At 57.3% G+C, this 26,655-nt stretch carries 22 protein-coding genes and 1 tRNA gene; 4 read left to right on the top strand and 19 right to left on the bottom strand.

Going from position 1 to position 26,655, the window contains the following annotated elements; genetic code table 11:
• Nucleotides 1-1,359: 1,359 nt before the first annotated feature.
• From AXW79_RS00645 to rpsU, 5 genes are all read right to left on the bottom strand, one after another.
• Nucleotides 1,360-1,436 (bottom strand) — tRNA-Ile (locus AXW79_RS00645).
• 193 nt (nucleotides 1,437-1,629) lie between these two features.
• Entirely contained in the window at nucleotides 1,630-3,489 is a 1,860-nt protein-coding gene (gene rpoD, locus AXW79_RS00640) for an RNA polymerase sigma factor RpoD (protein WP_073531780.1), read from the bottom strand.
• 213 nt (nucleotides 3,490-3,702) lie between these two features.
• Nucleotides 3,703-5,490 (bottom strand): DNA primase, encoded by a 1,788-nt coding sequence (dnaG, locus tag AXW79_RS00635; RefSeq protein ID WP_005318901.1) that lies wholly within the window; start codon nucleotides 5,488-5,490, stop codon nucleotides 3,703-3,705.
• An 88-nt stretch (nucleotides 5,491-5,578) separates the two neighbouring features.
• Nucleotides 5,579-6,022 (bottom strand): GatB/YqeY domain-containing protein, encoded by a 444-nt coding sequence (locus AXW79_RS00630; RefSeq protein ID WP_005318899.1) that lies wholly within the window; start codon nucleotides 6,020-6,022, stop codon nucleotides 5,579-5,581.
• A gap of 15 nt (nucleotides 6,023-6,037) precedes the next feature.
• Nucleotides 6,038-6,253, bottom strand: a complete 216-nt coding sequence (gene rpsU, locus AXW79_RS21855) for a 30S ribosomal protein S21 (RefSeq protein ID WP_005309452.1) — start codon at nucleotides 6,251-6,253, stop codon at nucleotides 6,038-6,040.
• A gap of 179 nt (nucleotides 6,254-6,432) precedes the next feature.
• Between rpsU and tsaD the strand changes: the two genes are divergently transcribed.
• On the top strand, nucleotides 6,433-7,446 hold the full coding sequence (tsaD, locus tag AXW79_RS00625; RefSeq protein ID WP_005318896.1) for a tRNA (adenosine(37)-N6)-threonylcarbamoyltransferase complex transferase subunit TsaD: 1,014 nt from the start codon (nucleotides 6,433-6,435) through the stop codon (nucleotides 7,444-7,446).
• 85 nt (nucleotides 7,447-7,531) lie between these two features.
• Here the strand turns inward: tsaD and rpoS are convergent, their stop codons facing one another.
• The 14 genes from rpoS to rlmD all read right to left on the bottom strand — a co-directional run bounded on the left by rpoS (nucleotide 7,532) and on the right by rlmD (nucleotide 22,157).
• A complete protein-coding gene (gene rpoS, locus AXW79_RS00620; RefSeq protein ID WP_005318894.1) occupies nucleotides 7,532-8,515 on the bottom strand; it encodes an RNA polymerase sigma factor RpoS in 984 nt (327 codons plus the stop codon).
• Between the two features lie 47 nt (nucleotides 8,516-8,562).
• Nucleotides 8,563-9,609 (bottom strand): LysM peptidoglycan-binding domain-containing protein, encoded by a 1,047-nt coding sequence (locus tag AXW79_RS00615; RefSeq protein ID WP_005318892.1) that lies wholly within the window; start codon nucleotides 9,607-9,609, stop codon nucleotides 8,563-8,565.
• Nucleotides 9,610-9,618: 9 nt separating this feature from the next.
• Complete coding sequence (locus tag AXW79_RS00610; protein ID WP_005318890.1) at nucleotides 9,619-10,188, bottom strand: YqaA family protein; 570 nt, start codon at nucleotides 10,186-10,188, stop codon at nucleotides 9,619-9,621.
• Nucleotides 10,185-10,802 carry a protein-L-isoaspartate(D-aspartate) O-methyltransferase gene (locus AXW79_RS00605; protein WP_005318888.1) on the bottom strand — a complete coding sequence of 206 codons (618 nt, stop codon included), beginning with the start codon at nucleotides 10,800-10,802 and terminating at the stop codon, nucleotides 10,185-10,187. The genes AXW79_RS00610 and AXW79_RS00605 overlap by 4 nt, the downstream gene beginning before the upstream one ends.
• Nucleotides 10,803-10,806: 4 nt before the next feature.
• Entirely contained in the window at nucleotides 10,807-11,553 is a 747-nt protein-coding gene (gene surE, locus AXW79_RS00600) for a 5'/3'-nucleotidase SurE (protein WP_005318886.1), read from the bottom strand.
• A complete protein-coding gene (truD, locus tag AXW79_RS00595) occupies nucleotides 11,534-12,592 on the bottom strand; it encodes a tRNA pseudouridine(13) synthase TruD (RefSeq protein ID WP_005318884.1) in 1,059 nt (352 codons plus the stop codon). Before truD ends, surE begins: the two co-directional genes overlap by 20 nt.
• Nucleotides 12,592-13,068: a 2-C-methyl-D-erythritol 2,4-cyclodiphosphate synthase gene (gene ispF, locus AXW79_RS00590; protein ID WP_005318882.1), complete on the bottom strand. Its 477-nt coding sequence runs from the start codon at nucleotides 13,066-13,068 to the stop codon at nucleotides 12,592-12,594. The genes truD and ispF overlap by 1 nt, the downstream gene beginning before the upstream one ends.
• A gap of 133 nt (nucleotides 13,069-13,201) precedes the next feature.
• The gene (ispD, locus tag AXW79_RS00585) at nucleotides 13,202-13,891 is read right to left on the bottom strand and encodes a 2-C-methyl-D-erythritol 4-phosphate cytidylyltransferase (RefSeq protein ID WP_005318879.1); all 690 of its coding nucleotides are present in this window, start codon (nucleotides 13,889-13,891) and stop codon (nucleotides 13,202-13,204) included.
• Nucleotides 13,884-14,201, bottom strand: a complete 318-nt coding sequence (gene ftsB, locus AXW79_RS00580; RefSeq protein ID WP_005318876.1) for a cell division protein FtsB — start codon at nucleotides 14,199-14,201, stop codon at nucleotides 13,884-13,886. The genes ispD and ftsB overlap by 8 nt, the downstream gene beginning before the upstream one ends.
• Before the next feature lie 179 nt (nucleotides 14,202-14,380).
• Nucleotides 14,381-15,682 (bottom strand): phosphopyruvate hydratase, encoded by a 1,302-nt coding sequence (gene eno, locus AXW79_RS00575; protein ID WP_005318874.1) that lies wholly within the window; start codon nucleotides 15,680-15,682, stop codon nucleotides 14,381-14,383.
• Nucleotides 15,683-15,771: 89 nt separating this feature from the next.
• Nucleotides 15,772-17,409, bottom strand: a complete 1,638-nt coding sequence (gene pyrG, locus AXW79_RS00570) for a glutamine hydrolyzing CTP synthase (protein WP_005318871.1) — start codon at nucleotides 17,407-17,409, stop codon at nucleotides 15,772-15,774.
• Nucleotides 17,410-17,550: 141 nt separating this feature from the next.
• A complete protein-coding gene (gene mazG, locus AXW79_RS00565) occupies nucleotides 17,551-18,348 on the bottom strand; it encodes a nucleoside triphosphate pyrophosphohydrolase (protein WP_005318869.1) in 798 nt (265 codons plus the stop codon).
• A 96-nt stretch (nucleotides 18,349-18,444) separates the two neighbouring features.
• Complete coding sequence (gene relA / locus AXW79_RS00560) at nucleotides 18,445-20,664, bottom strand: GTP diphosphokinase (RefSeq protein ID WP_005318867.1); 2,220 nt, start codon at nucleotides 20,662-20,664, stop codon at nucleotides 18,445-18,447.
• A gap of 173 nt (nucleotides 20,665-20,837) precedes the next feature.
• Nucleotides 20,838-22,157 (bottom strand): 23S rRNA (uracil(1939)-C(5))-methyltransferase RlmD, encoded by a 1,320-nt coding sequence (gene rlmD / locus AXW79_RS00555; protein ID WP_005318865.1) that lies wholly within the window; start codon nucleotides 22,155-22,157, stop codon nucleotides 20,838-20,840.
• Nucleotides 22,158-22,387: 230 nt separating this feature from the next.
• On the opposite strand from rlmD, the gene barA reads away from it, so the two are divergent.
• The 3 genes from barA to AXW79_RS00540 all read left to right on the top strand — a co-directional run bounded on the left by barA (nucleotide 22,388) and on the right by AXW79_RS00540 (nucleotide 26,630).
• Nucleotides 22,388-25,099: a two-component sensor histidine kinase BarA gene (barA, locus tag AXW79_RS00550; protein WP_011899066.1), complete on the top strand. Its 2,712-nt coding sequence runs from the start codon at nucleotides 22,388-22,390 to the stop codon at nucleotides 25,097-25,099.
• A gap of 130 nt (nucleotides 25,100-25,229) precedes the next feature.
• Nucleotides 25,230-25,709 (top strand): YehS family protein, encoded by a 480-nt coding sequence (locus AXW79_RS00545; protein ID WP_005318863.1) that lies wholly within the window; start codon nucleotides 25,230-25,232, stop codon nucleotides 25,707-25,709.
• Nucleotides 25,710-25,712: 3 nt separating this feature from the next.
• Nucleotides 25,713-26,630, top strand: coding sequence for an N-acetylmuramoyl-L-alanine amidase (locus AXW79_RS00540; RefSeq protein WP_085941503.1), 918 nt, complete (start codon nucleotides 25,713-25,715; stop codon nucleotides 26,628-26,630).
• Nucleotides 26,631-26,655 lie beyond the last annotated feature (25 nt).

Here is a 26,655-nt window from a genome sequence, read left to right as displayed (position 1 = left end):
TTCCCCGGGAATGGCTATGGCACAGCGAAGGTGTAGCACTAGTAGGATCAGTTATTTAGCTCCAGGCCGCGCTACGTCTAGGGTTTAGGTCCTCAGATGAAATTTCACAAAGTGAAAGGAATTGCTGCTTTTTGCAAAAACAGGCTTCATTTTCAGACATAGCAAAAAACATAACCTACTGATAAATATATGAAAAACCTACTTTTCGTGGCAATTCCACGTATAGTGAGCAATCCTTCAATCCTCTACGTATATGATATTTTCCCTTAATAAACATAAGGTTGTATAAAAATGGACGGCATGAAGAACTGCACGTTTGCAATTCTTCATGGGTGAACGTGGCATGACTATCGAGGGCTTTTAACACAGTAGGGTACTACCGTCTTTTCCTTGGATAACTCCTGGTATGGGGGCGAACGTAAGTCCCATTCTTTCGGTAGTAGCCTTTTACTTTCACGGGGCCACAGTAAGACGTTACGCATGGGCTCTTGCTGTATCCGCTACCAAACCAGCTGTAAGCAGCACTGCTGTAGCTCCCTGGTGGGACGAGATTGTACTTACATCTCGTATGGCCAATGACGTAAGTCCCATCTTTTCTGAGATATCCATTTACCCATGAGCATTCATTGAGAGCATAGGTTGCTCGAGGACTCGCTTCAGGGCAGGCATAGGCGGTTGGTACAAACATGCCATTGGAGTCGTAATGTGCGGGCTCAGTATTGCAGGGGATGTCTTCAGGGAGAGACGCACACGCCGATAGAGAGAGCGCCATAAACATGGCTAAAAAAAGTCTAATCATCCTTACACCACCATGGGTTCATTCAGTATCAAAACCCATGGTTACACACTATCGAGTGAAAGGGTTTGATATGAATCCACATTTAATCAAGATAGAAATAAATGGTTCATGGGGAGTTTTGTAACCTCTCGGGGTTACAGGTTACACAGTGGACGAAAATGGCTGTAGCCCAAGCCAGACAAGGGCTAGGGGCTTGTAACCTCACACAGTTTCCACAGCGTGTAACCCCTATCAGCTTTTTCCGCTCTGAGTGGGGTTACAGCGCAAAGCCGCGCCAATACTGGGCTAGAGCCGCGTTGTAACCTCGTAACCCGTGTAACCCCGGTTTTTTCGATATATAGAAATAAAAAGGGAAATGCCTGGTCATCTGAAAGAGATCCTGAAGAAAGCCTCAATAGTGTCCCTTTGAGGGAGCAGGAGCTTTTTTCTAACTGAGGTGGGAAAATTTTTTAGGAGGGAGGAGAACTATTTTAGAGTTAATACTCTACAGACTGAAATATCCTATAGGTATCCTAGCGAAAAGAGGGTTGGCGAGTACTAACTCGCCAACCCTCTAGAATTGGTGGCCCCTGCCCGACTTGAACGGGCGACCAATCGATTATGAGTCGACTGCTCTAACCAACTGAGCTAAGGGGCCAGAATGTTGGTTTGCGGCGTGGATTATAGGGGATGTCTGCTAGTCAGTCCATAGGCAGATCAATCACTTGGCGACATTTTGTCCACTCGGCTATCAATATGTCTGTCCCCCTGCCCTCTTCGTGAAACCCGAATAAAACAAAGCCCCGCATGGCGGGGCTTTTGAGACGACAACTCGGGCCGATACCTAGGGACTATTCGTCCAGGAAGCTGCGCAGCACTTCCGAGCGGCTCGGATGGCGCAACTTGCGCAGCGCCTTGGCTTCGATCTGGCGAATACGCTCACGGGTAACGTCGAACTGCTTGCCCACTTCCTCGAGGGTGTGGTCAGTGTTCATGTCGATCCCGAAACGCATCCGCAGTACCTTGGCTTCACGAGCGGTCAGACCGGCCAGCACTTCGCGGGTCGCGTTGCGCAGGCTTTCGCTGGTGGCTGCATCCGCTGGCAGGGCCAGGGTGGTATCTTCGATGAAGTCGCCCAGGTGGGAATCTTCATCATCACCAATGGGCGTCTCCATGGAGATAGGCTCTTTGGCAATTTTCAGTACCTTGCGGATCTTGTCTTCCGGCATGCCCATGCGCATGGCCAGCTCTTCCGGGTTCGGTTCACGACCCATCTCCTGCAGCATCTGACGGGAGATACGGTTGAGCTTGTTGATGGTCTCGATCATGTGTACCGGGATACGGATAGTACGGGCCTGATCCGCAATGGAGCGGGTAATGGCCTGACGGATCCACCAGGTGGCATAGGTCGAGAACTTGTAGCCGCGACGGTATTCAAACTTGTCTACCGCTTTCATCAAACCTATGTTGCCCTCCTGGATCAGATCCAGGAACTGCAAACCGCGGTTGGTGTACTTCTTTGCGATAGAGATAACCAGACGCAAGTTCGCCTCAACCATCTCTTTCTTTGCACGGCGGGCCTTGGCCTCACCAATGCTCATGCGACGGTTGATGTCCTTGATCTGGGCGATGGACAGCCCCGTCTCTTCTTCAATCTGCTGCAGTTTGCCGATGGAGCGCAGTACTTCTTCGTCCATCTCAAGCAGACGTGGAGACCAAGCCTTGCCAGCCTGTTTCTGGTATTCAAACCAGGCAGTTTCACACTCGTTGTTGGTGAAGGCCGCAACGAAGGTTTTCTTCGGCATTTTGGCCTGCTCAACGCAGAGCTTCATGATGATGCGTTCTTGCACGCGGACGCGCTCCATCATTTCGCGCATGTTGTTGACCAAGCGATCGAACTGCTTGGGCATCAGGCGGAATTGACGGAACACATCGGCCAGCTGGGCAATCGCAGCCTGGGTATCTTCGTGAGCACGGCCATTCTTCTGAATGGAGAGGCGAGTTACCTCATACTGGGCACGCAGATCACCAAACTTCTCGCGAGCAACTTCCGGATCAGGACCACCGTCACCTTCGTCATCCGAGCTGTCACCATCGTCGTCTTCATCTTCGTCTTCGTCTTCGTCGGCCAGATCGTCTTCGCCGAGTTCGGAACCGATATGGGTAGCAGTCGGTGCTACATCATCGGCCTCGTTGGGATCGATAAAACCTGAGATGATATCGGACAGACCCAGCTGTTCGGCTTCGTATTTATCATACTGCTCAAGCAGATAGGTAATCGCTTCTGGGTACTCGGCAACGGAGCTTTGTACCTGGTTGATACCGTCTTCGATCCGCTTGGCGATGTCGATTTCGCCTTCGCGGGTCAGCAGTTCGACGGTACCCATTTCCCGCATGTACATGCGGACGGGATCGGTCGTACGACCAATCTCAGATTCAACAGATGCCAGTGCCTGGGCCGCTGCTTCGGCAGCGTCCTCATCAGCGGTACCACCTTCAGCCATGATAAGGTCATCGGCATCCGGGGCGTTTTCAACCACCTGAATACCCATGTCGTTGATCATCTGGATGATGTCTTCGATCTGGTCAGAGTCGACAATGTCTTGCGGGAGGTGATCGTTCACCTCGGCATAGGTCAGGTAGCCCTGTTCTTTACCTTTGGCAACGAGGAGTTTAAGCTGAGACTGCGGGGTTTGCTCCATAGAACTCATCCGGTTGGTGATGCTAGGTTGCGCGTACAGTGCGCTGCTGCGCAAATAGCCAATTCTAATAGAAAACCGCCAGACATGCTATGTCTGGTTGCGGCGTCGGTCGTGAGAAACCCCTGCCCGCAGTATTGTCGGGGCCAGGCGGTCATAAAGTGTTTGCTTTTAATCCCGTCGATTCGGGCAACGCTATTTATATTGGGACTAATCACTCAATTATCAAGCCCCACTCTCATTTCTTTTCTCAGTCTGTACTTCTCTGATCAGCATCATCAGCTCCTGTGTTTCCTCAGAGCTTAGCCCTTCCTGAGCCACTTTGGCCTGCAATTCTTCAATTCGTTGCTTCAGAAACTGGTTGATAAAGCCGACGAAGGTATCCTGCAATTCTCCCAGAATATCCGGCTCCTGGTCGAGCTTTACCTCTTCAAACAAGTCGTGCATTGCCAACTGGGCCAGGATCTCGCCTTCTTTGGTACCACGCCAGTGTTCCAGCAAGATGCCGGTAGTAATGCCGGATTGCGCCAGGATCTGCTGATGCAGCTGCAACAGAAACTTGATGCCTTGTACCCGCAATCCAGCCAGCTCAGGCATGGCCGGCAGTTCGGCGGTGACCGACGGATACTGCACCATCAGCGCCAGTGCTCGGCGCAATGGTGTCAGCTTGGCAGCTTTGGGTTTGGTGAGTTCAGCCTTCGGCTGGCTATTGCGGGCGAACAACTCGGCAATACGTTGTTTATTCTCCCCCCAGCGCATCATGCTGGAGAGGCGGGTGATCAACCCTTCGCGGGTAAAGCCTTCCGGTACGCGGCGAATAAGCTCGGCCGCCTTGTTGGCCACCTCGAACTTGCCCGCCTCACCGGAGAGGGCAGCATCCCGCCCCAGACGCTCGAACATGAAGTCGGCGAAGGGTTGAGCTTGATCCAGCAAGGCCTCAAAACCTTCCTTGCCAATCTGACGCACCAGCGAATCCGGATCTTCTCCATCGGGTAGGAACACGAACTTGAGTTCACGTCCATCCTGCAGATGGGACAGTGCATTATCCAGCGCTCGCCAGGCCGCTTCACGACCGGCATTATCACCGTCGTAGCAGCAAACCACCTCTGCCGTGGTGCGAAACAGGGTGTGGATATGGTCAGTTGTGGTGGAGGTTCCCAAGGCAGCAACGGCATAGTCGATGTCGTATTGACCAAGCGCCACCACATCCATGTAGCCTTCAACTACCAGGATCCGGCGCGGATCTTTGTGTGCCTGTTTCACTTCGTAGAGACCGAACAGCTCCCGCCCCTTGTGAAAGATCGGGGTTTCCGGCGAGTTCAGGTACTTGGGCGTGCCATCACCCAGCACCCGGCCACCGAAACCGATGACTCGGCCCCGCTTGTCACGGATCGGGAACATGATGCGATCGCGGAAGCGATCATAGCTGCCGGCACCGCTGTCACGAGTGATCAACATGCCACCCGAGATGAGCAACTGCTCGTGATCGCGGCTGGCGCCAAAACGGCGTCTCACCTGATCCCAATCTGCTGGGGCATAACCAATATTGAAACGCTTGACCACTTCCCCGGTCAGCCCGCGCCCCTTCAAGTATTCCACCGCCTGGGGGGCACTCTTCAAGTTGCTTTCATAGAAGCGGGCGATCTGGCTCATCAGCTCATAGAGCTCCTTGCTGACGGCGGGTTGGGAACTGGCGGAGCCACCCATGCTCTGCTCGCGAGGTACCTGCATGCCCTGCATGCTGGCGAGCTCTTCGATAGCATCGGGAAATTCGAGACCGTCGTACTCCATGACAAAACCGATGGCATTGCCGTGGGCACCACAACCGAAACAGTGATAGAACTGTTTTTCCTGGCTGACGGTAAAAGAAGGGCTTTTTTCGTTATGAAAAGGGCAGCAAGCCTGGTAGTTCTTACCGGCTTTTTTCAGCCGCACTCGCGAGTCGATCAGCTCGACTATGTCTGTGCGTACGAGCAGATCATCGATAAAGGATTGTGGGATCCTGCCTGCCATAACCGTCCTGTTTCACTGCGTAGAAAATAAAAAAGCCGCGCATTCCCAGGGAAGCACGGCTTCTTCGACCAAACAAGAGAGTTGCCTGTTACGCCAAGCGGGTTTTCACCTGAGCACTGACGGCGCCGACATCGGCACGCCCCTGAATTTTCGGCTTCAAGACAGCCATGACCTTGCCCATATCAGCCATGACGGCAGCACCACTTTCAGTGATGGCTTGCTCAATCAGTGCGACAATTTCGTCTGCGGTCAGCTGTTGTGGCAGGAATTCCTGCAGCACAACGATCTCGGCGGACTCTTTGTCGGCGAGATCCTGGCGACCGGCAGCTTCAAATTGGCTGATGGAATCGCGGCGCTGTTTGACCATTTTGGTCACGACAGCGAGGATATCCTCATCATTGAGCTCGATACGGGAATCAACTTCACGTTGCTTGATTTCTGCCATCAACAAACGGATCGCCCCCAAGCGAGCCTTATCTCTGGCAAGCATGGCAAGTTTTTGTTGATCCTTGAGTTGATCCTTCAGAGACACGGCATTATCTCCCGATTAGTACAGGCGGATACGACGTGCGTTTTCGCGAGACAGCTTCTTGGCGTGACGCTTTACAGCAGACGCTTTGGCGCGCTTACGAATGGTAGTCGGCTTCTCGTAGAACTCACGGCTACGAACTTCAGACAGGATACCGGCCTTTTCGCAAGAACGCTTGAAGCGACGCAGAGCAACGTCAAACGGCTCATTTTCACGGACTTTGATTACTGGCATGTGCCTTTCACCTCAGTGATATATTGTTAGCTGACCATCAGTCGATCAGCATGTCTTAAAATGGTGCGAAATTATACTCTGGACAGGGAATGAAAGTAAACCCGCAGAGATCGCTCTGGTTTAAAAAACCCGCGAAGGTTACCATAGCCGTCTCATTTTAGCAGTGAAATTTTTTAGCAATGCGTGTATTGGGCATAGAGACATCCTGTGACGAAACCGGGATCGCGATCTTCGACGATCAAAAAGGGATCCTTTCCCATCAGTTGTACAGCCAGGTCAAGCTGCATGCGGACTACGGTGGCGTTGTCCCCGAGCTCGCCAGCCGGGATCACGTTCGCAAGACGATCCCCTTGATCCAGGCCGCATTGCAAGAGGCGGGACTGGATAAAGATGGCATCGACGGCATCGCGTATACAGCAGGGCCGGGTCTGGTTGGCGCCATTCTGGTGGGGGCCACCATAGGCCGCTCGCTGGCCATGGCGTGGAACAAACCGGCCATCGCCGTACATCATATGGAAGGCCACCTGCTGGCTCCCATGCTGGAAGAGAGAGCGCCCGAGTTCCCCTTCGTGGCACTGCTGGTCTCCGGTGGTCACTCCATGCTGGTGCGAGTCGACGGGATCGGCAGCTACCAGCTGCTGGGCGAGTCCATCGATGATGCCGCCGGCGAGGCATTCGACAAGACTGCCAAGCTGATGGGGCTGGACTACCCGGGTGGCCCACTGCTTTCCAGGTTGGCAGAAAAGGGCACCACCGGACGTTTCCACTTCCCCCGCCCGATGACTGACCGCCCGGGACTCGACATGAGCTTTTCCGGTCTCAAGACCTTTGCCGCCAACACCATCGCCGCTAACGGTGATGATGAGCAGACCCGTGCCGATATCGCCCGTGCGTTTGAAGATGCGGTGGTCGATACCCTGGCTATCAAGTGCCGTCGCGCTCTGAAAGAGACCGGCCTAAAACGGCTGGTGGTGGCCGGTGGCGTCAGTGCCAACCGTCACCTGCGTGCCCAGCTGGCCGAGCTGATGGAGAGCCTCAAGGGTAAGGTGTTCTATCCGCGCACCGAATATTGCACCGATAACGGCGCCATGATCGCCTATGCCGGCATGCAGCGCCTGAAGGCAGGGGTGTTCGAGCCGCTGGCGGTCAAAGCAGTGCCACGCTGGCCACTGGACACTCTGGATCCAGTGTGATCTTGCGGATCCAGTTGTAATAGAAGAAGGGGCCCATGGCCCCTTCTTCATTTCTATCAGCAATATCAGACTGCCTTGGTACTAACTAATTGGTACGAAACAGTGCCTCGATGGAGAGCCCCTGCCCCAGCAGGATCTCCCGCAGGCGACGCAGTCCTTCCACCTGGATCTGGCGTACCCGCTCCCGGGTCAAGCCTATCTCGGATCCTACATCTTCCAGCGTGGCCGGTTCATAACCGAGCAGTCCGAAACGACGTGCCAGTACTTCGCGCTGCTTGGGATTAAGCTCCTCCAGCCAGTGCACTATGCTGGCACGCATGTCGTCATCCTGCGACTCCAGCTCGGGCCCCATTCCACGTTCGTCAGAAAGGACATCCAGCAGCGCCTTGTCGCGATCGCCACCGATGGGGGTATCCACAGAGGTGATCTTCTCGTTGAGCTTGAGCATGCGATTCACGTCGTCTACCGAGCGATCCAACGCAAAGGCGATGTCCTCTGCGGTCGGTTCATGATCGAGACGATGGGAGAGTTCACGAGCGGTACGCAGATAGACGTTCAGCTCTTTGACCACATGGATGGGCAGACGGATGGTGCGAGTCTGATTCATGATGGCCCGCTCTATGGTCTGGCGGATCCACCAGGTGGCATAGGTGGAAAAACGAAAGCCGCGTTCCGGGTCGAACTTCTCTACCGCGCGGATGAGGCCAAGGTTGCCCTCTTCGATGAGATCCAGCAGCACCAGGCCGCGGTTGTTGTAGCGACAGGCGATCTTGACCACCAATCGCAGGTTGGACTCAATCATGCGCTTGCGAGCGGCTTTGTCGCCTCGCAACGCACGACGAGCGTAATAGACTTCTTCTTCGGCGGTGAGCAAGGGGGAGAAGCCAATCTCCCCCAAATAGAGCTGGGTAGCGTCCATCACCTTGTTGACTTCCGGAGCCATCAGTTCATCGGAAATAGTCTCTTCAACTTCAGCGGCTACTTCCTGAACCTCTTCTTCCTCACGGGTCTCCAGCTCTTCGTCGAACTCTAACTCGGCATCCTGCATAACCAGTTGTTCTTGGCTCATGGTGTGTCTCCCTGACCTGAACCAGAGTAAGACTTAACTCTCTGGGGTTAACGCTTTGGCAAATAGCTCATCGGGTTTATCGACTTGCCTCGATACCGGATTTCAAAGTGCAAACGCACATCCGGCGCGTCCGTGCTGCCCATGTTGGCAATGACCGCTCCGCCTTTGACGCTATCTCCTTCCTTCACTCGCAACTCGTCGTTGTGAGCATAAGCCGAGAGGTAGTCATCATCATGCTTGAGGATGATCAGCTTGCCATAACCCCTTAGTGCGCTACCCGCATAGACGACTTTTCCGCCACTCGCTGCGTAGACGGGTTGCCCCTTCTGACCAGCGATATCTATGCCTTTGTTTCCCTGTTCTGCAACGGAGAAACCCTCAACTATCCGGCCTTGCGTAGGCCAGTGCCAAGAAAGTCTCGACTGAGGCTTATTGTTGTTTTTTTGTTCTCTTATCTGAGCGTATTCTTTTGAAGATGGCTGAGCAATCGTTTTCTGTTTGATAAATGGTGTGGTCGTACCTGATGGTGCCATTGCCAGCGGTTTGGGGCCGCTACTTTGCAGTGTGACAGGACGCGTCACGGCAACCATCTGGCCACCACCCATAGCGGCAGACTGTACGTTCAGCACCTGACCAACATGAAGCCCATAGGGTGCCTGCAGGTTGTTACGCTGTGCAAGTGTTTGATTCGACATGCCAAACTGACGGCCAATACTGCTTAACGTGTCGCCACGACGCACTTGATAGGTGCTGGCGCTGCGATTGGCAGTCAGGGTATTGCTACCGGATGCATCGAGCCTGAGTTGCTGTCCCGGGTAGATGTTATAGGGAGGGCTGATACCGTTGAGGCTGGCCAGTGATGGCACATCGTTACCCGAATTGAAGGCGATGGAGTAGAGGGTATCCCCTTTTTTCACCGTGTAGCTGTTGCCCTGAATAGCAGGTTGGGCCGCCCCATGACGAGCCGGTATGGTGGAGACAAGGCGATCATTGCCCAATCCCTGTACCGGAGCAGCAGTCTTGCTGGAAGAGCAAGCGAGCAGCAGCCATGACAACACGACGATACTGCTTCCTTGCCAAACACGCGAACGCATAGTGGATCCTTAACGACTAAACCAGAAATAGGCCGCAACGGCCAAACCAATACAGAGCCAGCCCAGCACATCCACATAGTGCATCAGCTTGCGCTCCATTTTCTCACCGCCCCAGCGCATCAGGCCTGCCACCAGGAAGAAGCGCATGCCACGGCCGATCAGCGAGGTCACAATGAAGGGCAACAGTGCCATATGCAGCAAGCCCGCCGTGACGGTAAACACCTTGTAGGGGATTGGCGTGAAGCTGGCAATAAAAATCACCCAGATACCCCACTGCTCGAACCACTGCTGTGCCAGGGCAATCTTGCCTTCATACCCCACAGAGACCACCAACGGCTCCCACAGGGCATAGCCGAGCGCATAGCCGAACACTGCCCCCAATACGGAGAAGATCGTCGCCAGGGTAGCGTAGTGCCACGCCTTGTGCGGCTTGGCCAGCGCCATGGGCGCCAGCATGACGTCAACCGGAATAGGCCAGAACACCGACTCGATGAAAGCAGTGATCGCCAGATAATAAGGGGCATACCTGTGACGAGCCCACTGCATCACCAGCACATACAGACGAGAAAACAGCTTCACTCAACATCTCCATCAATTAGGGGAACAAAGCGCACAGGCTCCAGGATCCGGCTGGTCAGCTGGGAACCAGCCCGTTCGATTAGCTGCAAGGTCTGATGACTATCACCTACCGGCAGCACCAGACGGCCACCATCGGCCAGTTGATCGGTGAGAGCAGTAGGCACTTCACTGGCCGCGGCCGTCACCAGAATTGCATCGAACGGCCCTTTATTGGGCCATCCCAGCCAGCCGTTGCCGTGCTTGGCCGAGACGTTGTGCAGATCAAGCTGGCGCAGTCGGCGCCGGGCCTGGAACTGCAGCGACTTGATCCGCTCCACCGTATAGACGTGCTCCACCAGATGTGCCAGCACGGCGGTCTGGTAACCGGAACCAGTACCAATCTCCAGCACGTGGGCCGGATCATTCTGGATCAGCAGCTCGGTCATCCGCGCCACCATGTAAGGCTGGGAGATGGTCTGACCATTGCCGATGGGCAACGCCGTGTTATCCCATGCCTTGTGGGCCATGGCTTCATCCACAAACAGCTGGCGCGGTACTTTCGCAATCGCCGCGAGTACGCGGAAATCACGAATGTCCTGTGCGATCAGCTGGTTCAACAGGCGCTGTACTATCACACCTTCATCCCTGCAGGTCTAACCAAGCCCCCAGACCCGCCAGACTGCTGTATGCAGTCATATCGATGGTCAGGGGGGTGATCGAGACATAGCCCTGCTCGATGGCGGCGAAATCCGTGCCTTCTCCCGCATCTTGCTGGCTGCCGGGGGGGCCAATCCAGTAGATCGGCTGACCACGGGGATCCTCGGTACAGATCACCGACTCCGCCCGATGACGATTGCCAAGGCGTGTCACCTTGATCCCCTTGACCTGATCAAGGGGCAGGTCAGGCACGTTCACATTGAGGATCTGATCGGCAGGCAGCGGATGCACCATCACCCCCCTCACCAGTTGGGCTGCATAATGGGCCGCCGTGGCGAAGTGGGTCCGTCCTACCAGTGAGATAGCAAGGGAGGGGAAACCGAGATGACGCCCTTCGGTCGCCGCCGCGACCGTGCCTGAGTAGATGACATCATCTCCCAGGTTGGCGCCATGATTGATGCCTGCAACGACCATGTCCGGCTCGGGGCGCACCAGTTCGTTGACCGCCAGATGCACACAGTCGGTCGGGGTGCCCTTCACCGCATAGTAACCGTTTTCGCTGATACGGGAGACCCGTAGCGGTACTTCCAGCGTCAGGGAGTGACTCGCGCCGCTGCGATTGCGATCCGGCGCCACCACAGTAACCTCGCCACACGCCCTCAGTGCATCGCTGAGCGCGCGAATGCCCTCGGCATGTACACCATCGTCATTACTGACCAGAATTCGCATCGGACTGATTCCTGAAACCATGATCGGCCTCTTCGGCCTGCATTAATTCGCGTACCACGCTGGTCGCAAAGGCGCCGGCAGGCAGGAAGAAGGACAAGGTCAACACCTCGCCGTCCAGCAGCCAGCTCATCTGTTCCGGCTTGAGCAGCAGCGGGCGGCGATCCTGATCCAGTCCGGCTTTTTCCAGCCCGTCACACCACTCGGCATAAGGAGCCAGCACTGCCTGCTCAAACTCGGCGGCAGCGCCCTGGCTTGCCAGGCGGCCGCGTCCCCACAGGGAGGCGGTCAGTTGCACGTCACCGGAAGCCAGCCGTGCAGCCAGCTCAGGGGTCAGCACCTCTTCACTGAAGATGGAATGGCTGCCTTTGAGCATCACGCAATCGCCGGCCAACAGCTGATGGGCCAACCCCTGCTCGATGCGGGCACTGACGATGGCATTGAACAGCATGCTGCGGGCGGCGGAGAGATAGAGGGAGCGCTTGTTGCGATCCTTTATCCGCTTGCCGGCAAACATCGCCTTGGCCGCTTCCAGGTTGTTGCCCCCCCGGCCGAAACGCTGCTCGCCATAGTAATTGGGCACCCCCTGAGTGGCGATGGCTTGCAGGCGGGCCTCCAGCCCGTCGGCCTGCGCCAGACCGGTGAGGCGCAAGGTGAAATGGTTGCCCTTGAGGTAGCCAACCCGCAATTTGCGGTTGTGACGCCTGGCTTGCAAAATCTGGATGCTGTCGCTCTCGACCACCGACAAGTCCGGCTCGGCTTTGCCCGGCAAGTGGATGCCGAACCACTGCTCGGTCACAGCGTGGCGATCTTTGAGGCCAGCCCAAGTCACCGCATTGCGGTTAACCCCGGCTGCATCGGCCAGCAGGCCCGCAACCCAGGCAGTGTTCTCGCCGGTTTTGCGCACCCGGACGAAGATGTGCTCACCTTCACCACAAGGCTCGAAGCCCAGATCCTCAACCACCACAAAATCGCTGGCCTCGGCCTTGAGAATGCCCTTGGCGGCAGGCACACCATGCAAATAACTGAGCTGTTCCAACATTATTGTTTCACCAGTAAGACGACGGCTTCGGTGGCGATCCCTTCCTTGCGCCCCGTAAAGCCGAGTTGTTCTGTGGTAGTCGCCTTGACATTCACCCGGTTCAAATCACATTGCAGGTCGGCAGCCAGCACAGCGCACATGGCGTCGATATGGGGCGCCATCTTGGGGGCCTGGGCTATGATGGTCACATCCAGATTGCCGATGGCATAGCCCGCGGTTTTTACCCGGGCAAAAACGTCCCGCAGCAGGATACGACTGTCGATCCCCTTGAATTGCGCAGCGGTATCGGGAAAGTGACGGCCTATGTCACCGGCGCCGATGGCGCCCAGCAAGGCATCGCTCACAGCGTGCAGCACCACATCACCGTCGGAGTGAGCAAGCAGTCCTTGCTCGTACGGCACAGCAACCCCGCCCAGCATGCAAGGCCCCACGCCACCAAACTTGTGTACATCAAAACCATGACCAATTCGCATCATGCTTGGCGTCCTCTCAACATACAGGGACCTACCTCGTCAATTTTGTGCACGTCAAAACCACGCCCAATCCGGATCATGCCTGCTCCTTTAAGTCACTTTCATCGCCAGTGGACCCATCCGTCGCAAAAACGGCTTATGTCTGCTGACTTAAAAACAGCCCAGCCAGAGAGAGATCCTCAGGCCGGGTTACCTTGATATTGTCAGCGCGCCCTTCCACCATACGCACCGTGAAACCGGCACGCTCCATGGCAGAGGCCTCGTCAGTGATGGTAGCCCCCAGTGCCAGCTCCTCCTCCAGCGCTCGCTTCAGGGTGCGAGCGGGGAACATCTGCGGCGTCAGCGCATGCCAGAGCAGCTCGCGATCGACGGTACCAATGATGTTGCCTGCAGCATCAGAGCGCTTCATGGTATCGCGCACCGGGCTGCCGAGAATGGCGCCCCCACACTGGATGGCGGCGGCGATCAGGGCATCGAGATCGCCATGGGTCAGACAGGGACGGGCGGCATCGTGAACCAACACCCAGTCACTGTCGGCCGCATGTAACGCATTGAGAACGGAAAAGGCGCGCTCGGCGCCCCCCTCTACCCGCAGGATACGCGAGTCGGCCGCCACGGGCAGGGTTTCAAACCAGCGATCATGAGGCGCCAGCGCTACTATCACCTGCGCTATCGCCGGGTGAGAGAGCAGCCGCTCCAGGGTATGTTCGAGAATGGTCTTGCCCGCCAGGTGCAGGTACTGTTTGGGACAATCGGCCCGCATCCGGCTGCCGATGCCAGCGGCCGGAACGATAGCGATCACGCCAGTGATTTTCACATCAGTCATCATAGGGCTCATCGTCCGGCGCCGTCTCCTGATCTTTATCCTTGGGGATAATCCGGTAGAAGGTCTCGCCCTGCTTGATGTAGCCAAGATCGTTGCGCGACAACTCCTCGATGGCCTCAAGGCCCGAGGTTAAATCATCAATCTCGCGATAAATCAGGTTATTACGATCCTTGAGTACCAGATTATCCTGCTGCTGCCGGGAGATGGCATCAGACAATTCGTGATAATCGGACAGGCCATTCTTCCCCAGCCAGAGGTCGTATTGAAGCCCTCCCAACAGGAAGAGCAGGATAAGAGTGAGTAGCCGCATGCACTGAGTCTCCTTCAAGCGGCCTAGTTTCCCATATTCGCAGGCAAGACAAAAGGAAGCCTGTGCCCCGTATGGGTTGGGCCGGAATAAAAAATGCAGAAACCGCAAGCGGCTGAGCCAGATACGAAAAAGCCCCGCCAGATTGGCGGGGCTTTGAGCAGATTAAGGGCGGGCTGGAATTAAGCCTGGCCTTTCACTTCTTTCAGACCGTTGAAAGGAGCTTTGGCACCCAGAGCTTCTTCGATACGGATCAGCTGGTTGTACTTGGCAACACGGTCAGAACGGCTCATGGAACCGGTCTTGATCTGGCCAGCAGCGGTACCCACAGCCAGGTCGGCGATGGTCGCGTCTTCGGTCTCACCGGAACGGTGGGAAATGACGGCAGTGTAACCAGCGTCTTTGGCCATCTTGATGGCAGCCAGAGTTTCGGTCAGGGAACCGATCTGGTTGAACTTGATCAGGATGGAGTTGGCGATGCCGTTGTCGATGCCGCGCTTCAGGATCTTGGTGTTGGTTACGAACAGGTCGTCACCCACGATCTGGATCTTTTTGCCCAGCTCTTTGGTCTGGTAAGCGAAACCGTCCCAGTCAGATTCGTCCAGGCCATCTTCGATGGAGACGATCGGGAACTTGGTGGTCAGGTCAGCCAGGTAGTCAGAGAACTCGTTGGAGGTGAAGATACGACCTTCGCCTTTCAGGTTGTACTCTTTCTTCTCGGCGTCGTAGAACTCGGAAGCAGCGCAGTCCATGGCCAGGGTGATGTCTTTACCCAGTACATAGCCAGCAGCAGCAACGGCTTCTGCGATCACTTCCAGCGCTTCGGCGTTGGATTTCAGGTTGGGAGCGAAACCACCTTCGTCACCAACAGCAGTGTTGTAGCCCTTGGACTTCAGCACTTTGGCCAGGTTGTGGAACACTTCAGCACCCATGCGAACGGCTTCTTTCAGGGTCTTGGCGCCAACCGGCTGGATCATGAACTCCTGGATGTCGACGTTGTTGTCGGCGTGCTCACCACCATTGATGATGTTCATCATCGGCAGCGGCATGGAGTAAACACCCGCAGTGCCGTTCAGCTCGGCGATGTGAGCATACAGCGGCATGCCTTTGGCAGCAGCAGCGGCCTTGGCGTTGGCCAGGGAAACAGCCAGGATGGCGTTAGCGCCAAACTTGGATTTGTTCTCGGTGCCGTCGAGGTCGATCATGATCTGGTCGATAGCAGCCTGGTCCTTGGCATCTTTACCCAGCAGAGCTTGAGCGATCGGGCCGTTTACGGCTTCGAGGGCTTTCAACACGCCTTTACCCAGGAAACGGCTCTTGTCGCCGTCACGCAGTTCCAGCGCTTCGCGGGAACCGGTGGACGCGCCAGACGGAGCGGCTGCCATACCAACAAAACCACCTTCCAGGTGAACTTCGGCCTCAACGGTCGGGTTACCACGGGAGTCGATGATTTCACGACCGATCACTTTAACGATCTTGGACATGTGTATTTCCTCAGGTTTCGTAAAAAAACAACAAAAATATGCCAAAAAAAGCGGCTGTGGCACAGAGCCTCAACCGCATTTATTTTCAATTACTTCAGATTACGCTTCTGATACTCACCTGCCGCCTTCACAAAACCGGCAAACAGGGCGTGGCCATCACGGGGAGTTGAGGTGAACTCCGGGTGGAACTGCGCCGCCACAAACCAGGGGTGATCCGGGATCTCGATAATTTCCACCAGTTTCTTGTCGGCGGAGAGACCGGTCACTTTCAGACCTGCCGCTTCAATCTGCGGCAGCAGCTTGTTGTTTACTTCGTAACGGTGACGGTGACGCTCGTAAATGGTCGGGCTGCCGTACATCTGACGCACCTTGGAATCCTCGACCAGGTGGCAGAGCTGGGAGCCCAGACGCATGGTGCCACCCAGATCGGACTTCTCGGTACGGGTCTCGACGTTGCCTTCGTCATCCACCCACTCAGTGATGAGACCGACAACCGGATAAGCACAATCTTTCTTGAATTCAGAGGAGTGAGCACCTGTCATGCCAGCGACGTTGCGCGCGAATTCGATCATGGCAACCTGCATGCCGAGGCAGATACCCAGATAAGGGATCTTGTTCTCACGGGCATACTGGGCAGCCAGGATCTTGCCTTCCACACCACGCTCACCGAAGCCACCCGGTACCAGGATCGCATCCAGGCCTTCCAGCAGCTCGAAGCCACGGGTTTCGATGTCTTGAGAGTCGATGTACTTGATGGTGACGGAGAGACGGGTCTTCAGGCCACCGTGCTTGAGCGCCTCGTTGACGGACTTGTAGGCATCCGGCAGAGAAACATACTTGCCGACCATGCCAATGGTCACTTCCGCAGTCGAGTTGGCCTCTTCGAAGACAACCTGTTCCCACTCGGACAAGTCTGCTTCCTTGCACTCCAGACCGAAACGCTCGGTGAAGTAGGAGTCCAGATTCTGGGACTTGAGCAGTGCCGGGATCTTGTAGATGGAGTCGACGTCTTTCATGGAGATGACGGCGCGCTCCGGCACGTTGCAGAACAGACCGATCTTGGCACGCTCGTTGGCCGGAATGGTGCGATCGGAACGGCAGATCAGCACATCCGGCTGAATACCGATGGAGAGCAACTCTTTCACGGAATGCTGGGTCGGCTTGGTCTTCAGTTCACCGGCAGCCGCCAGGTAAGGAACCAGGGTCAGGTGCATGAACATGGCGCTGTTACGGCCCACTTCAGCCGCCAACTGACGAATGGCTTCGAGGAACGGCAGGGACTCGATGTCACCCACGGTACCGCCCACTTCGACGATGGCAACCTGATGGCCTTCGGCACCGGCAATCACCCGCTCCTTGATGGCGTTGGTGATGTGCGGGATAACCTGAATAGTGGCGCCCAGATAGTCGCCACGGCGCTCTTTGCGCAGCACGTCAGCGTAGATACGGCCAGTGGTAAAGTTGTTGCGGCGAGTCATCTTGGTGCGAATGAAACGCTCGTAGTGGCCCAGATCCAGATCGGTCTCGGCCCCGTCCTCGGTTACGAACACTTCACCGTGCTGGGTCGGGCTCATTGTGCCCGGATCCACGTTGATATAGGGGTCCAGTTTCATGATGGTCACATCCAGACCACGGGCTTCCAGAATGGCTGCCAGAGAAGCTGCGGCAATGCCTTTGCCGAGGGATGAAACAACGCCACCAGTTACAAAAATATATTTTGTCGTCATGCTGAACCTGAAAGAAGTTTAGGGAATTTTAAGGGGTGCTTCGGGGATGAAGCAGGACGGGGAAACAGTATACCAAAACCCCCACTCCCAAACAATGAACAAAAATCTATCAGGCTCACAGCGCCATCGTCTTGCGCCAAATCAACTTTGTTCGGTTTCCTTGGCCTTGTCCCAGGCGGAGTCCAGCCTTTCGAGCGAACAATCGGTCATTTTCAAGCCTTCTGCAGCGATAAATTGCTCAACCTGCCGAAAGCGACGCTCGAACTTGGCGTTGGCCCCCCGCAGCACCTGCTCCGGATCCTTGCCCAAGTGACGCACCAGATTGACGGTGGCAAACAAGAGATCGCCGAGCTCATCGCTCACCCGCGCCTCGTCCACGTCGGCCATCAGTGCTTCTTCCATCACTTCGTCGATCTCTTCGTGGATCTTGTCCACCACAGGCCCTAGGGTTTTCCAGTCAAAGCCAACGGTGGCACAGCGCTTCTGGATCTTGGCGGCGCGAGTCAGGGCCGGCAGCGAGAGCGGAATATCATCCAGCACGCTCTCTTTATCGAGTGCCGCCCGCTCTTTGGCTTTTTCCGCCTCCCAGTTCACCTTGACCGCCTGCTCATCGCCAAGATCCGCATCGGAAAACACATGGGGATGACGGCGAATGAGCTTCTCGCTCACCGTATCCACGATATCGGCGAAATCGAACAGCCCCTGCTCCTTGCCCAGTTGGGCATAGAAGACCACCTGAAACAGCAGATCGCCGAGTTCCCCCTTCAATCCCTGCCAATCGCGGGTTTCGATGGCATCGGCAACCTCATAAGCCTCTTCCAGGGTGTGCGGCACTATGGTCTGGAAGCTCTGCTTGAGATCCCAGGGGCAACCCCCTTGCGGGTCACGCAGACGAGACATGATATCAAGCAGTTGGGGCAGATAGTAACGTTGGGACATGGGATGTTAGCTTTCCATTCGTGGTTGCAGGGGGCGTGATCAGGAGGGAAACAGTGACCGACCTTGCGGTCGGTCACTGCTGCGGGCGGGTCACCATCAGAGGCGCTTGGCGCTGATCACGTCATTGAGCTGGCTCAACTTGGCCAAGGCCCGGTTGAAGGCGTTGATGTTGTAGATCTCCAGCTCCATGTCGATCTCGGCAGTCTGCTCGCGCACGTTGGAGCGCGAACGCACCCCCATCACGTTGATCTTCTCGTTGGCCAGCACTGTGGTGATGTCCCGCAGCAGACCAGAACGATCATTGGAGAGGATACGGATGGTAAGGCCATAGCCACCTGAGTAGTTCTCTCCCCACACAGCATCGATCAACCGCTCCGGGTTGCGGCGGGAGAGCTCCTTGAGCTGCTCGCAATCATCCCTGTGGATGGAGACCCCGCGCCCCATGGTGATGAACCCCTGTATGGTGTCGCCCGGAATGGGCTGGCAGCAACGGGCTATGTGGGTCATCAGATTGCCGACCCCTTCCACCACTATGTGATCCTTGGGCTTGGGCCGGAACGGGGTATTGGCCTTCTGCTCCAGTTTTTCCAGCACCCGGCGATCTTCTTCCTCCGCCGTCGGCTTGTTGTAACGAGTGTCCAGGTAGTTGAGCAGCTGGTTGATGCGAATGTCGCCGCTGCCAATGCCGGCCAGCAGGTCTTCCAGCTCCTCGGCGTGGAAACGCTCCAGCACCACCTTGTCGACCTTGGAAAGGGTCAGGTTGTGTCTGTCCAGCTCTTTTTCCAGCAGTTCCTTGCCGGCGGCTATGTTCTTGTCCTTGTCCAGTTTCCTGAACCAGGTGGCCACCTTGGCCCGTGCCCGGCTGGAGCGCAGGAAGCCGGAGTTGGGGTTCATCCAGTCGCGGCTCGGGTTCGGCTCCTTCTGGGTGATCACCTCCACCTGATCGCCGGTCTGCAGCGCGTAGGTGAACGGCACTATGCGGCCGTCAATCTTGGCACCGATGCAGCGGTGGCCGATCATGCTGTGGACGTGATAGGCAAAATCGAGCGGGGTCGCACCTGCCGGCAGGTCGATGACATCCCCTTTCGGGGTGAACACATAGACCCTGTCCTCGAATACCTGACTGCGCAGATCTTCGAGCAGGGATCCGCTCTCGGAGAGATCCTCCTGCCAGGCGAGCAGCTTGCGCAGCCACTCGATCTTGTCTTCAAAGTTGTTGGCTTTGTTGGCTTTGTTGGCAGCCTGCGCCCCTTCCTTGTAACGCCAATGCGCGGCAACGCCGAGCTCGGCATCCTGATGCATCTGGTCGGTACGGATCTGGATCTCCACCGTCTTGCCCTCTGGCCCCACCACGACAGTGTGGATGGACTGGTAACCATTGGGTTTGGGGTTGGCGACATAGTCGTCAAACTCGCGGGGAATATGGTGGAAATGGGTATGAACGATACCGAGTGCCGCATAGCAATCCTGCAGCCGCTTGGTCACCACCCGCACGGCACGCACGTCAAACAGCTCGTTGAACTCGAGGTGCTTCTTCTGCATCTTGCGCCAGATGCTGTAGATGTGTTTCGGGCGGCCATAGACTTCCGCCTCCACTCCGGCCTCTTTGAGCCCGTCGCGCAGGGACTGCACAAACTCGCGAATGTAGCGCTCACGGTCGAGCCGCTTCTCGTCGAGCTGCTTGGCGATCTGCTTGTAAGTGTCCGGGTGCAGGTAACGGAAGGCGAGATCTTCCAGCTCCCATTTGAGCTGACCAATGCCAAGCCGGTTGGCCAGCGGGGCATAGATGTTGGTGATCTCCTGGGCCATCAACACCCGGGTCTCTTCATCTGCCTTCTTGGCTTCCCGCAGACAGGCGATCCGCTCCGCCAGCTTGATGACAACGGCACGCACATCCTCGACCATGGCGAGCAACATGCGTCGCACATTGTCGACCTGCTCCGGTGAGGTTTCGCTGCGGTGCAGAGTCTGCAGGGAGCGGATGGCCTCCATCTCCAGCACCCCTTCCACCAGCTTGGCGATCTTGGGGCCGAAGTCTTCGTCCATCCGTTCCTGGCTGATGAGGCCGGCTTCGACGAAGGGGTAGATGATGGCAGCCTTGAGAGTGCCGAGATCCATGCTGAGCATCAGTAGAATGCCCGCCATCTCGACACCACGCACCAGCAGACGGTTGGTGATCGCCTCGTCACCGAGCGTCAGACAGTACTGATAGACGGTTCGCAACTGATCCTTGTCACTGTCACTTAAGGAGAGCGAGCTGACCCACTCTTCCAGGGTGAAGTTGTCTTTCAAATGAATATCGCGAACCGCAACCATGGTATCAATCCTTTAAATTATTGGGCCGAAAGCTGCCGCTTCCTCCCCCTCACCTGATGAGACTGCCTCAAATGGGGATATCTGGAGAACTTTTCAAGGCATATTGTCAATAAAGACAATAGAGTTCTCCAACAGGCCCTGCCGATTTACGAGGGTCTAGATTACCTCAATCATTACTGCTCAAACAGCGCCATTGACTCGAGATGCCCCGTGTGCGGGAACATGTCGAGCATCCCCAGGCGCACCAGTCGGTAGCCCCCTTTCACCAGCACCTGACTGTCACGGGCCAGGGTGACCGGGTTACAGGAAACGTAGACCACTCGCTTGGGTGAAAGTTTCACGACGTGACCCATCACCTCCAGCGCACCAGGGCGGGCCGGATCCAGCAGCACCAGATCGAATCCTTCCCGCGCCCAGGACATGCCGACTATGTCACCGCTCAAGTCCGCCTTGTAGAAACGGGCGTTGTCGATGCCGTTGCGACGGGCGTTTTCCTCGGCGCGGGCCACCATGGCCAGATCCCCTTCCACTCCCACCACTTCACGGGCCTGACGGGCCAGTGGCAGAGTGAAGTTGCCGATGCCGCAGAACAGATCCAGTACCTTGTCATCCTTGCTCGCACCAAGCCACGCGAGCGCCTGGGCCACCATGCTCTGGTTGATGGGGCCATTGACCTGAATGAAGTCACCGGGAGCGAATGCAAGAGACAGGCCATCCAGTGAGTAGGATGGCTGGAATACTTGGTGCAGTGGCTCGATGCGTTCATCAGCGGCCTGCAGATAGAGGTCTATCCCCTGCGACTTCGCAAACGCCACCAGCAGGGCGCGATCCGCCTCGTTGGGACGACCGGTGTGGCGCAGCAGCATCATGATCCCCTGCTCTGCCTGGATAAGCTCCGCATGGCCCAGCTCACGCTGGCTCTTGAGGCGATTGAGGCATTCGCGCAGCGGTGCTATGAGGGCAGAGAGCGGCTCGGCCAGCACGGGGCAACCCTCAATCTCCACCAGATCGTTGGACTGACGGCGACGAAAACCGACCCGGGTACAGCGGCCATTCTTGTCAAACTTGATGGCCAGCCGGCAGACCCGGCGGTAGGCGCGGGACTCCCCTGTCAGCACGGGCTCGAGCACTGGCGCCTTGATCTGCCCCAGTCGTTCGAACAGGCTGACCAACCCGGCCTCTTTGGCAGCCTGCTGATCCGCTTCGCCGAGGTGCTGGGCATTGCAGCCGCCGCACTCGCGGTAGTGGTTGCAGAAGGGGGCGATGCGGTTCGCCGCCGGGGTCACTACCTGTTGCAAGGCGGCGTGAGCATACTGCTTCTTGTCGTCGAGGATGCGGGCCTTGACCTGCTCGCCGGGCAGAGCCCCTTCGATGAAGATCGCCTTGCCCTGATGACGGCCGATACCGACGCAGTGGTGATCCAGACTGTCTACCGTAAATTCAATACGTTGGGGCTGGGTGGATTTCTTTTGGGGCTTGAAAAACTGGGCCATAAAACTTGGTGCCTATAGGTGGCTATGTCATGATTGTGGAATCTGCAGCAGGCTATTGTCCCACAAGAATAATAGTATGACCAAATCCGGCCTGCGGGCCCGCCCACTGTCGTTTGCCCTCTTGCCTACCCTGATGATCGGGGGACTATCCGCATGACCCAATCCGGCCTGCGCGCTCATGCCGTGTCATTGACCATCTTGCCCACCCTGATGATCGGGGGACTATCCGCATGACCAAGTACGGCCTTCGAGCCCGTGTACTGGCCTTTACCATATTGCCGACCCTGATCATTGGCGGCCTGATGGCAGGTTATTTTACTTTCCACCGCTACCAGCAGCTGGAAAACAACCTGATCGATCAGGGCATCAACATCATAGAACCGCTGGCCATCGCCAGTGAATACGGCATGACCCAGCACAGTCGCGAGTCGCTCAAGCGGCTGATTGGCCTGACCCACCGCAAAAACTCGCCGCTCATCAAGTCCATCGCCGTCTTCACCCAGGACAACCAGCTGTTCGTGACGTCCAACTATCACAGGGACTTCACCCGACTGCGGCTGCCAGATGGCAGCCAGATCCCCGAGCTGACCAGCGTCACCCTGTACGGTGACGACATCATATTGCGCACCCCGATCCAGGCCGAAACCAGCATGGACGGCTTCCCGCTGCCCAGCGATGTGGAGCCGCCGATGATCGGCTACATCTCCATGCAGATGACCACGGACAGGGCCATGATCCTGCAGTATCGCGACACCTTCTTCGCGGTGATCATGGTGCTCATCGGCATCGCCTTCAGTACCCTGTTTGGCTTCAGGCTGGTCAAAAGCGTGATCCAGCCCATCACCGATATGGTGCAGGCGGTGCACAAGATCAGGGAGGGGCGCCTCGACACCCGGGTCAGCGGTCAGCTCACAGGCGAGCTGGACATGCTGAAAAACGGCATCAACGCCATGGCCAAGGCGCTCTCCGAATATCACGAGGAGATGCAGCAGAATATCGATCAGGCCACCTCGGATCTGCGGGAAACACTTGAACAGATAGAGATCCAGAACGTCGAGCTCGACATGGCCAAGAAACGGGCGCAGGAGGCTGCGCGGGTCAAATCCGAGTTCCTGGCCAACATGTCCCACGAGCTGCGCACCCCGCTCAATGGCGTGATCGGCTTCACCCGCCAGCTGCTCAAGACGGCGCTGACGCCGAGCCAGACCGACTACATGCAGACCATAGAGAAGTCGGCCCGCAACCTGCTAGGCATCATCAACGACATCCTCGACTTCTCCAAGCTGGAGGCAGGCAAGCTGCAGCTGGAGCATATCCCGTTCAGCCTGCGCGACACCCTCAACGAGACCATGCACCTGCTCGGCCCCAGTGCTCACGACAAGCAGCTCGAACTCTCCCTGCAGGTAGATGCCGAGGTGCCGGACTATCTCACTGGCGATCCCATGCGCCTGCAGCAGGTGCTGACCAACCTCGCCGGCAACGCCATCAAGTTTACCGAGCGTGGCAACGTGGATGTGCACATAGAGCAGACCGGCGGCAGCAACGGCAACAAGGTGCGGCTCAACGTGCTGATCCGCGATACCGGTATCGGCATCTCGGAAGAGCAGCAGCGCCAGTTGTTCCAGGCCTTCAATCAGGCCGACTCCTCCATCTCGCGCCGTTATGGCGGCACCGGTCTCGGTCTGGTCATCACCCAGAAGCTGGTACAGCAGATGGGAGGCCAGATCCGTTTTGAATCCGAGCTGGGCAAGGGGTCCATCTTCTCCTTCAGCCTGGATATGGACGTCTCTCCCCTGCCCCAGACCGAGAAGCTGCCGCTGGATCGCATTCAGGGCAAGCGGGTCTGGCTGCTGGAGCCGGATCCATTCAGCCACTCTTCCCTGTGTGCCCTGCTGGCCGAATGGCAGCTGGATGTGCAATCTCTCGCCATCGACACCATCTGGCCCGAGATGAGCAATCAGGACATGGTGATCATCGGCAGCAGCACACTGCACACTCCGCAGCAGGTGATCGCTCGCCTCGATGCGCTGGACGGCCAGCAGAACACCATAGTGTTGCTCAGCAGCCACGAGCCATCGCTCTATGAGGCCATGCTGGCCCACGGCGCCCAGCACTGTCTCTCCAAGCCCACCAACCACCGCAAGCTGCTGCACGCCCTGCTCTCCCCCGAGGCGACCAAGAGCGCGCCGCTGCCCACCCCCTCCCCACGCAGCGTGCAGGCGATCAAGGTGCTGGCGGTGGACGACAATGCGGCCAATCTCAAGCTGATCGCCGCCATGCTCAAGGAGATGGTGAGCCAGGTGGTGGTGTGCAAGAACGGCAAGGAGGCCGTCAGACTGGCCCAGAGTCAGCCGTTCGACATCATTTTCATGGATATACAGATGCCGATCATGGATGGCATCAGTGCCACCCAGGCGATCCGCAGCCAGTCCCTCAACACTGAGACGCCCATAGTGGCGGTCACAGCCCACGCCATTCCAGGTGAGCGGGAACGGCTGATCCGCCAGGGCATGGACGACTACCTGGCCAAGCCCATCGACGAGAGCATGCTGGCCCAACTGATCACCGACTTCGCCCACCGTCGCCACCAGAACCACGGGGATCAGCAGATCGACTGGTCCCTAGCGGTGCGTCAGGCCGCTGGCAAGCTGGATCTCGCCAAAGAGATGCTGACCATGCTGATGGCCAGTTTCGACGAGGTGGACCCGGTTCTGGAGGCAGCGTTCGCCGGTCAGGTGGAGGATGCCGAGGTGCTGGCACAGCTGCATCGCCTTAATGGCGGCTGTGCCTATTCCGGGGTGCCCGGCCTGCAACGATTGCTCTCCCAGCTGGAGCAACAGCTGCGCGACGGGGTGCCGGTCAGCGAGCTGGAGCCCGAGTTGCTGGAGTTGCAAGATGCGATGGAGCAGGTGCGTCGGGAAGCGCCCCTTTACCTCGCCTGAATGCCGTGGATGCAGCGTGGCGCCGGTTGGCAGCCGCTATCAGCCTCCGTTAATGAACAGAGTCAGCCCTGCTTTTTCTGACGCGGGGCGCGCCAGATGATAAAGTTGCGCCGTTTCTACAGGAGTCAACATGACCAACAACGATATTCTGCGCCGTCTGCGCTACGCCCTCACCATCAGTAACGACCAGATGGTCGAGATGTTTGCCAAAGGCAATCTGACGGTCACTCACGCCCAGTTGCACAGCTGGCTGATGAAAGAGGCGGCTGAAGGGGAAGAGCAGGAAGCGGGCTATGTCGCCTGTCCCGATGCAGCCCTGAGCCAGTTCCTCGACGGCTTCATCATAGCGCGCCGCGGTGTGCGGGAAGATGCCCCGGCCCAGGTGATCCCGAACCGGATCAACAACAACATGATACTGCGCAAGCTGCGCATCGGCCTGAACTACAAAGAAGAGGACATGCTCGGTACCCTCAAGCTCGCCGACTTCAACCTCTCCAAGTCCGAACTGAGTGCCCTGTTCCGCTCCAAGGATCACAAGCACTATCAGGATTGCGGGGATCAGATCCTGCGCAACTTCCTCATCGGCCTCACCGCCAAGTACCGCGCCTGAGTCATGGGCCAGCGTATCTGCTCACTGTCAGCCCGTGTCCCGCTGGCCAGTGGGCGGCGCTGGCCGTCACGCCTTCCTGAACCAGGCTCAAACGGAGCCATGCAGCTGCGATTATGGTCACTCTGCCTCATACTGCTGCTGAGCGCCTGCCAGCCTGCCCCCTATCAGCTCTCTTCCCGTTACCCCAGCGCCAGCCAGAATGAACGCATCGCTTTCCTGATCCTGCACTACACGGACGAGGACGACGCCCACTCACTGCGCCTGCTGACCGAACCGGCCCATCAGGTGAGCGCTCACTACCTGATCCCCCGCGACACCGACCAGACACCGCTGCCCGTCTACCAACTGGTGCCCGACAGCCAGCGCGCCTGGCATGCGGGCCGCAGTCGCTGGCACCAGTATGCGGGGCTCAACGCCAGCTCCATCGGCATCGAAATCGTCAACCTGGGCTATCCGCCGGAAGATGCGCTGCTACCCGCCCACCAGCGGCGCTGGCAGCCCTACACCCAGGCGCAGATCGCCGCCATCGGCGCCCTTACTCAGAAGCTGGTGCAACGCTACCGGATTCCGCCAACCCAGGTGCTGGCCCACAGCGATGTCGCCCCCGAGCGCAAGCAGGATCCCGGCCCCCACTTCCCCTGGCGCGAGCTCGCCCTGCACTACGGGGTCGGCGCCTGGCCTGATGAAGCCAGGGTCACAGCCCTTCGCCAGCAGCCAGCACCCGCCTGGAATGCCCTCACCTGGCAACAGCAACTCGCCCGTTACGGTTATGGGGTCGCCCTCAGCAGCACCTGGGATGAACAGAGCCGCGCCGCCCTGCGCGCCTTCCAGCTCCATTTCCGCCCAGCCCTGATCAGCGGCGAGCCCGACGAGCAGAGCCAGGCCATCCTCACCGCCCTGCTGGAACGTTACTTCCCCTAAGCGCCAGAGATGAAAAGGGACGCCG

This window comes from Aeromonas salmonicida subsp. salmonicida, from assembly GCF_001643305.1.
Classification (GTDB): domain Bacteria; phylum Pseudomonadota; class Gammaproteobacteria; order Enterobacterales; family Aeromonadaceae; genus Aeromonas; species Aeromonas salmonicida.
This window is presented reverse-complemented; position numbering and strand designations above follow the sequence as displayed.

Excerpts from the sequence above, each read along its gene's own strand:
- rlmD (WP_005318865.1), bottom strand. The coding sequence starts at position 22,157 with ATGGCCCAGTTTTTCAAGCCCCAAAAGAAATCCACCCAGCCCCAACGT.
- dnaG (WP_005318901.1), bottom strand. The coding sequence starts at position 5,490 with ATGGCAGGCAGGATCCCACAATCCTTTATCGATGATCTGCTCGTACGC.
- mazG (WP_005318869.1), bottom strand. The coding sequence starts at position 18,348 with ATGTCCCAACGTTACTATCTGCCCCAACTGCTTGATATCATGTCTCGT.
- ispD (WP_005318879.1), bottom strand. The coding sequence starts at position 13,891 with ATGACTGATGTGAAAATCACTGGCGTGATCGCTATCGTTCCGGCCGCT.
- eno (WP_005318874.1), bottom strand. The coding sequence starts at position 15,682 with ATGTCCAAGATCGTTAAAGTGATCGGTCGTGAAATCATCGACTCCCGT.
- AXW79_RS00615 (WP_005318892.1), bottom strand. The coding sequence starts at position 9,609 with ATGCGTTCGCGTGTTTGGCAAGGAAGCAGTATCGTCGTGTTGTCATGG.
- pyrG (WP_005318871.1), bottom strand. The coding sequence starts at position 17,409 with ATGACGACAAAATATATTTTTGTAACTGGTGGCGTTGTTTCATCCCTC.
- rpoS (WP_005318894.1), bottom strand. The coding sequence starts at position 8,515 with ATGAGCCAAGAACAACTGGTTATGCAGGATGCCGAGTTAGAGTTCGAC.
- barA (WP_011899066.1), top strand. The coding sequence starts at position 22,388 with ATGACCAAGTACGGCCTTCGAGCCCGTGTACTGGCCTTTACCATATTG.
- rpoD (WP_073531780.1), bottom strand. The coding sequence starts at position 3,489 with ATGAGTTCTATGGAGCAAACCCCGCAGTCTCAGCTTAAACTCCTCGTT.
- AXW79_RS00545 (WP_005318863.1), top strand. The coding sequence starts at position 25,230 with ATGACCAACAACGATATTCTGCGCCGTCTGCGCTACGCCCTCACCATC.
- surE (WP_005318886.1), bottom strand. The coding sequence starts at position 11,553 with ATGCGAATTCTGGTCAGTAATGACGATGGTGTACATGCCGAGGGCATT.
- rpsU (WP_005309452.1), bottom strand. The coding sequence starts at position 6,253 with ATGCCAGTAATCAAAGTCCGTGAAAATGAGCCGTTTGACGTTGCTCTG.
- truD (WP_005318884.1), bottom strand. The coding sequence starts at position 12,592 with ATGTTGGAACAGCTCAGTTATTTGCATGGTGTGCCTGCCGCCAAGGGC.
- ispF (WP_005318882.1), bottom strand. The coding sequence starts at position 13,068 with ATGATGCGAATTGGTCATGGTTTTGATGTACACAAGTTTGGTGGCGTG.
- ftsB (WP_005318876.1), bottom strand. The coding sequence starts at position 14,201 with ATGCGGCTACTCACTCTTATCCTGCTCTTCCTGTTGGGAGGGCTTCAA.
- relA (WP_005318867.1), bottom strand. The coding sequence starts at position 20,664 with ATGGTTGCGGTTCGCGATATTCATTTGAAAGACAACTTCACCCTGGAA.
- tsaD (WP_005318896.1), top strand. The coding sequence starts at position 6,433 with ATGCGTGTATTGGGCATAGAGACATCCTGTGACGAAACCGGGATCGCG.
- AXW79_RS00540 (WP_085941503.1), top strand. The coding sequence starts at position 25,713 with ATGGGCCAGCGTATCTGCTCACTGTCAGCCCGTGTCCCGCTGGCCAGT.